Genomic DNA, 4,623 nt, shown 5'->3' with positions numbered 1-4,623 from the left:
AGTGGGCGTTGGAAGTTTGACGGGGGCTGCTCCTAGTACGAGAGGACCGGAGTGGACGAACCTCTGGTGTACCGGTTGTCACGCCAGTGGCATTGCCGGGTAGCTAAGTTCGGAAGAGATAAGCGCTGAAAGCATCTAAGCGCGAAACTCGCCTGAAGATGAGACTTCCCTGAGGACTTGATCCTCCTGAAGAGTCGTTCGAGACCAGGACGTTGATAGGTCGGGTGTGGAAGTGCTGTGAGGCATGAAGCTAACCGATACTAATTGCTCGTGAGGCTTGATCCTATCATTTGAGTGGCTTTGCTAAGATAAGCAGAGTTGCGAAGCAATACTTCTACCAAGGCATCCAGAGAAAGAAGTGGTCTGGGTGTTTAATTTCGGTTTCTACAATTTGACAAGTTAATGTCTGGTGGCCATAGCGAGGTGGTCCCACGCCTTCCCATCCCGAACAGGACCGTGAAACACCTTAGCGCCGATGATAGTGTGGCATTCGCCATGTGAAAGTAGGACACCGCCAGACGCCCCATTAGAAAACCCCCGACCTTGAATCAAGGCCGGGGGTTTTTGCATTTGAGCATCCGCCATCGAGTAAGCGGCATGCTTACTCCAGGCCTAACTCCTGTATTTTTCTCGTGAGTGTGTTACGCCCCCAGCCCAGAATCTGGGCTGCTTCGACTTTGCGTCCTCCGGTACAAGCGAGCCCTGCGCGTATGCAACTCTCTTCGAAGCGGTGGGTCAGTTCATCGATAATGCCTGTTTCTCCAGCCTTGAGCCTGTGCATGACCTCTTCCGACAAAAGGTGAGCCCAGTCTGTCGTTGCGCTTGTTTTGCTCTCTGCTGCATGGGCTGACGCATGGTGGCCTGCTTTATTCGCGTTGCGAAACTCGGGAGGCAGGTCGCAGCCATCGACCATTTGTCCTGGTGCCATGACGGTAATCCACTGGCACAGGTTTTCCAGTTCCCGCACATTGCCGGGAAAGGATGCCTGAGTGATGAGCTCCATAGCGGCATTGCTCAGGCGCTTACTTTCGACGCCCAAGCTAGTGGCGCTTTTGGCGAGGAAGTGTTGCACCAGTAAAGGAATGTCTTCGTGCCGTTCTCGTAATGGTGGCAGGCGCAGTCGGATGACATTAAGACGGTGATACAAGTCTTCGCGAAATTGTCCCAGCCGTACGCGCTCTTCCAGGTTCTGATGGGTGGCGGCAACCACCCGCACATTTGCTTTGATCGGGGTATGTCCGCCAACACGATAGAAATGGCCATCCGAGAGTACCCGCAATAATCGGGTCTGCAGTTCGGTGGGCATATCGCCTATTTCATCCAGGAATAGGGTGCCGCCTTCCGCTTCTTCAAACCTACCACGGCGGGTGGCTAATGCACCTGTAAATGCTCCCTTTTCATGGCCGAATAGTTCGGATTCCAGCAGGTCGCGCGGAATGGCTGCGGTATTGATGGCAATGAATGGCTTGCCACTGCGTATCGAATGGCGATGCAGGGCTTCGGCTACGCGCTCTTTGCCAGTACCTGACTCTCCTGTAATCAGTACGGTTACATTGGATTGCGACAAGCGGCCTATTGCCCGGAATACATCCTGCATCGCAGGCGCTTGCCCCAGTAGGGCGGGTAATTCCTGTTGTGCTGGAATAAGTGCATCAGGCGCATGGTTTTCTGCCAGTGCACGCTCTATCAGCTGAACGGCTTGGTCGACATCGAAGGGTTTGGGCAGGTACTCAAATGCACCGCCTTGAAACGCGGCTACGGCTGAATCCAAGTCGGAGTGTGCCGTCATGATAATAACGGGCAGTTGCGGATGTTCGGCTTTGAGCTTGCTCAAAAATTTGAGGCCATCTGTGCCGGGCATGCGTACATCGCTGATGATGGCCTGCGGTACTTTGTCATACAACGCGTTTAGGGCGTCATCGGCATTGGTAAAGCTGTCGAAGCCGATGCCAACGCGGCCGAGTGCTTTTTCCAGTACCCAGCGAATAGCTTTATCATCATCGATAATCCATACCGGCTTGTCCATTATGCTACCCCTCTATTTTTCATTGTTTTTCGGTGATGGCGCATTCGTTGCCAAAAGGCAGGGCGATGCTGAAGCAGGTATATCCGGGATAGGAGTCAAACTCTATGGTGCCCCCATGTTGCTGGATAAAGGTTTGTGCCAAGGTTAGCCCAAGCCCCGTACCTTCTGCCCGGCCAGTGACTAGCGGGTAAAACACATGATCCTGTATTTCATCTGGAATACCCGGTCCGTTATCGATGATCTGCAATTTTAATGCCAAGTTATGACGTTTACGCGCTAAAGTCACCTGACGACTGATGCGCGTTTTGAGAATGATCTCTCCTGTTCCCTTTAGTGCTTGCGCTGCATTGCGCGTAATATTTAGCACGACCTGAATAAGTTGCGCTTTATCTGCGATCAGAAAGGGGAGGCTTACGTCATAATCGCGCCGGATGCTAAGTCCGCTGCCGAATTCGGCGAGAACGATACTGCGCACTCGTTCCAGAACCTCGTGAATATTGACCTCGCTGGCCAGTTGGCGTTTATGTGGAGCCAGCATGCGATCGACCAGGGATTGTAGCCGGAGCGCTTCCTCGCGGATGACGCCGGTGTATTCCAGCAGTTCGGGCCGGCCGGCAATTTCGTGCTCAAGTAGCTGCGCTGCGCCACGGATGCCCCCTAGCGGGTTTTTGATCTCATGAGCCAGGTTACGGATCAGCTCACGATTGGCGCGCTGCTGCAGGAGTAAGCGTTCTTCGTTGGCAATTTTTCTTTGCTGGTCAATTGGGCGTAGTTCAACCAGTGCACGCCGGCCTTCATTATCTATTGGCGTGACGGTGAGGCCGACATGCAAGGATTGCTCATTGCGAAGCAGTAGTGGCAGATCATGCTCGATAAAGCTGGCCTGACACTGAAGCGCACTTTGTACGGCATGGCGCAAAGCACGGGAATCCTGAATCAGGTCAAACAAGCTGTGACGGGTCAGCTCGCGTTTCCCTACTGCAAACAAGCTTTCACAAGCTTGGTTGGCATACACGATATCACTGTCGTGCTCAATGATAAGCACGGGTGTTTCGAGCAGATCAAGTCCACTGAAGTTTGAGTCCGGCATGGCATGGGCCAAAGTAGAGGTAAGCCTTTTAGTTAAGCAAGAAGCTGTCCAGCTATGCCCAAGTGATGCGCTTATTGGCTCAGGCCAAGCTCGCGTTGCAGGGCTTGTACATTGCGTTCTCTGTCTTTCACCGATTCGCGCAGCACGGCAATGCGTTTACTGAGCTCCGGAGTGGTGCGTGAACTGGTGCGCAAGCCCGCTTCCGAGTCCGATAGTGTGCGTCGGGCATCATCCAGGGCTTTTTGCTCGTTTGATAGTTCGCTTTGTAATATCTGGCGGCGGCCGCCATCGCGTTGGCGCTGGGTTTCGGGTGTGACAGTAGGGAAACCGGATGAGTCGCTGCGCTGTGGTATGCGCGTGGCTGCCTGGCTGGCCGGAGCCGAGGGAACGTTGATCGTGAGCGCCTTGGCGCCGCGTGCTGGGATATTGCTGTAGGTGACGTGCCCGTCCTGATCTACATATTTGTAAATGGTTGCCGCGCTGCAGGGCAGGCTGGCGAGACTGGCCAGCAAGAGAGCGGTAGCTGATTTCATGGCCTTACAATACAAAATAGAATAAATGGATGATAAGGAAAAGTGTATGCCACGTCATGCATAAATAAAAAACGGCAGCCTGAGCTGCCGTTTTTGTGATTTACATAGCCGGTTACAGGCTGTAGTACATGGCGAACTCAACTGGGTGAGTCGTCATACGGGTCAGGTTGACTTCCTGCATCTTCAGTTCGATGAATGCATCAATCCATTCGTTGGAGAACACGCCGCCACGAGTCAGGAACTCGCGGTCAGCATCGAGTGCTGCCAGAGCTTCATCCAGCGAGGCGCACACAGTCGGGATCAGCTTGTCTTCTTCTGGAGGCAGATCGTACAGATTCTTGTCAGCCGCATCGCCTGGGTGGATCTTGTTCTGGATACCGTCAAGACCAGCCATCATCAGGGCCGAGAAGCACAGGTAAGGGTTGGACAGCGGATCCGGGAAGCGCGCCTCAATGCGGCGGCCTTTAGGGTTGGCCACATGCGGAATGCGGATCGAGGCGGAACGGTTCTTGGCCGAGTAGGCCAGTTTCACTGGTGCTTCGTAGTGCGGAACCAGACGCTTGTACGAGTTGGTGCCCGGGTTGGTGATTGCGTTCAGCGCCTTGGCATGCTTGATGATGCCGCCGATATAGTAAAGAGCCATATCGGACAGGCCTGCATAGCCGTCGCCGGCGAACAGGTTCTTGCCGTCTTTCCAGATGGACTGGTGAACGTGCATGCCGGAGCCGTTGTCACCAACGATAGGTTTAGGCATGAAGGTCGCAGTCTTGCCATAGCTGTGGGCAACATTCTGGATCACATACTTCATGATCTGGGTCCAGTCGGCGCGCTGGGTCAGCGTGCTGAATTTGGTGCCGATTTCGTTCTGGCCAGCGGTGGCGACTTCGTGGTGGTGAACTTCAACGGGCACGCCCAACTCTTCCAGTAGCAGAACCATGGCAGAACGCAGGTCTTGTGAAGAGTCAACCGGAGGA

General features: G+C 54.1%; 4 protein-coding genes and 2 rRNA genes. 2 read left to right on the top strand and 4 right to left on the bottom strand.

Annotated features, from left to right (window positions below; all coding sequences use genetic code 11):
- Together EGI20_RS16250 and rrf are read left to right on the top strand one after the other, a co-directional pair.
- Window positions 1-285: ribosomal RNA gene (locus tag EGI20_RS16250) — 23S ribosomal RNA — on the top strand; the annotation flags it as partial.
- A gap of 120 nt (window positions 286-405) precedes the next feature.
- A 5S ribosomal RNA gene (gene rrf, locus EGI20_RS16245) occupies window positions 406-520 on the top strand.
- Between the two features lie 81 nt (window positions 521-601).
- On the opposite strand, the gene ntrC is transcribed toward rrf, so the two are convergent.
- From ntrC to glnA, 4 genes are all read right to left on the bottom strand, one after another.
- Window positions 602-2,029, bottom strand: a complete 1,428-nt coding sequence (ntrC, locus tag EGI20_RS16240) for a nitrogen regulation protein NR(I) (protein WP_498632714.1) — start codon at window positions 2,027-2,029, stop codon at window positions 602-604.
- A 16-nt stretch (window positions 2,030-2,045) separates the two neighbouring features.
- A complete protein-coding gene (gene glnL, locus EGI20_RS16235) occupies window positions 2,046-3,116 on the bottom strand; it encodes a nitrogen regulation protein NR(II) (protein WP_498632713.1) in 1,071 nt (356 codons plus the stop codon).
- A 71-nt stretch (window positions 3,117-3,187) separates the two neighbouring features.
- Window positions 3,188-3,649, bottom strand: coding sequence for a DUF4124 domain-containing protein (locus EGI20_RS16230; protein WP_498632712.1), 462 nt, complete (start codon window positions 3,647-3,649; stop codon window positions 3,188-3,190).
- A 112-nt stretch (window positions 3,650-3,761) separates the two neighbouring features.
- Window positions 3,762-4,623: type I glutamate--ammonia ligase (gene glnA, locus EGI20_RS16225; RefSeq protein ID WP_498632710.1), on the bottom strand; the 862-nt coding region annotated here is incomplete at its 5' end.

The sequence above is a fragment of the Aquitalea sp. S1-19 genome, from assembly GCF_024343515.1.
Note: the sequence above shows the minus strand (reverse complement) of the source record. Positions and strands in the feature narration are given on the sequence as shown.